Source organism: Vibrio sp. 1288, assembly GCF_033344475.1.
In genome coordinates, this window is sequence record NZ_JAWPOX010000311.1 from 1 (window position 1) to 833 (window position 833).

Consider the following 833-nt stretch of genomic DNA (forward strand, 5'->3'; position numbering starts at 1 on the left):
GTAAACGGGCAAACGGCGATTTTGCCGAGCATTGAAGGTTGGGCACAAGTGTATGGCCACAACACCATTTGGGTCGATGACGAAGACCCGTACGCGTACGGATTTGAAGTGAAATAAGGACAGTAAGGAAGAACAATGAATTCGCAAAACTCACAGGTGTTTTACGCCACCAACGCCTTTACCGGTGAACGATTAACGACGCTGTTTCCCGTCCATGGAGAGATGGAAGTTAACCAAGCTGCAGAAGCAGCAGCCAAAGTTGCACGCAGTTTTCGCCGACTCAGCAACGAAAAGCGCGCCAACCTACTCTGCTCTATTGCGTCAGAGTTGGAAGCAAGACGTGAAGATATTGTCGCGTGTGCGCATTTAGAAACAGCGCTTCCACAGGCACGTTTAGAGGGAGAAGTCGGCAGAACGGCTAACCAGCTACGATTGTTCGCAGATGTTGTAAAATCTGGCAGTTATCATCAAGCCATCTTCGATACGCCAAATCCTGAACGCCAACCTCTACCAAAGCCTGACATTCGTCGCCAACAAATTGCCATTGGCCCTGTCGCCGTCTTTGGTGCTTCGAACTTTCCGCTGGCATTCTCAGCCGCGGGTGGCGATACCGCATCTGCACTAGCGGCTGGCTGTCCGGTTATTGTTAAAGGTCATACCGCGCATCCGCGAACGAGCCAAATCGTCGCCGAATGTATTGAAAATGCACTGAACAAAGAAGAACTGCCTTCAGCTATTTTTACTTTGCTTCAAGGTAACAAACGTGAACTTGGCCAAGCGTTAGTGACACATCCAAAGATTAAAGCCATTGGTTTCACAGGCTCAGTTGGCGG

General features: G+C 49.8%; 2 protein-coding genes. Both read left to right on the forward strand.

Features of this window, described 5'->3' with window-relative positions; genetic code table 11:
* A partial coding sequence (locus tag R8O11_RS26435) for a proline racemase family protein (protein ID WP_318194773.1) occupies positions 1-117 on the forward strand: 117 nt, incomplete at its 5' end.
* Positions 118-135: 18 nt separating this feature from the next.
* On the forward strand, positions 136-833 hold a 698-nt coding region (locus tag R8O11_RS26440; RefSeq protein WP_318194772.1), incomplete at its 3' end, for an aldehyde dehydrogenase family protein.